The sequence below is a fragment of the Roseateles sp. P5_E1 genome, from assembly GCF_054049335.1.
Genome location: NZ_JBFUMN010000341.1, coordinates 1 through 583, shown reverse-complemented (window position 1 = coordinate 583; position 583 = coordinate 1). Strand labels below are relative to the sequence as shown.

The window sequence follows — 583 nt, the reverse complement described above, 5'->3', positions numbered from 1 at the left end:
ACCTGGAAGAGACGGTGTTCCGCACCAACCTGGAAGCCGCGCAGGCGGTGGCGCGCCAGCTGCGGCTGCGCAACCTGGGCGGCATCATCATCATCGACTTCATCGACATGGACGATGCCGAGCATCGCCGCCAGGTGCTGCGCACGCTGGAAAAGGCGCTGGCCCGCGACCATGCCAAGACCACCGTCTACGACTTCTCACCACTCGGCCTGGTCGAGATGACCCGCAAGCGCACCGTGGAAAGCCTGGAGCGGCAGCTGTCCGAGCCGTGCCCGGAGTGCAGCGGGCGCGGCTCGATCAAGACCGCAGAAACGGTCACCTACGAGATCTTCCGCGAGATCACCCGCGCGGTGCGCCAGTTCGATGCGGCACGCCTGCTGGTGATCGCCTCGTCCAAGGTGGTGGCGCGGATCACCGATGAGGAATCCTCGGCGGTGGCCGAACTGGAGGAATTCCTCGGCAAATCGATCCGCTTCCAGGCGGACGAGCAATACCTGCAGGAGCAGTTCGATGTCGTGCTGCTCTGATCTCCACGCGTTGGCGCGCTCGCGCGCCGATGCTTTCGCGTCACGATGAGCACGCC

The 583-nt window shown here is 65.4% G+C and carries 1 protein-coding gene; it reads left to right on the top strand.

Annotation, left to right across the window (positions count from 1 at the left end; translation table 11 throughout):
• A partial coding sequence (locus tag ACXJKJ_RS31420) for a ribonuclease E/G (protein ID WP_457395574.1) occupies positions 1-527 on the top strand: 527 nt, incomplete at its 5' end.
• Positions 528-583: the final 56 nt, after the last annotated feature.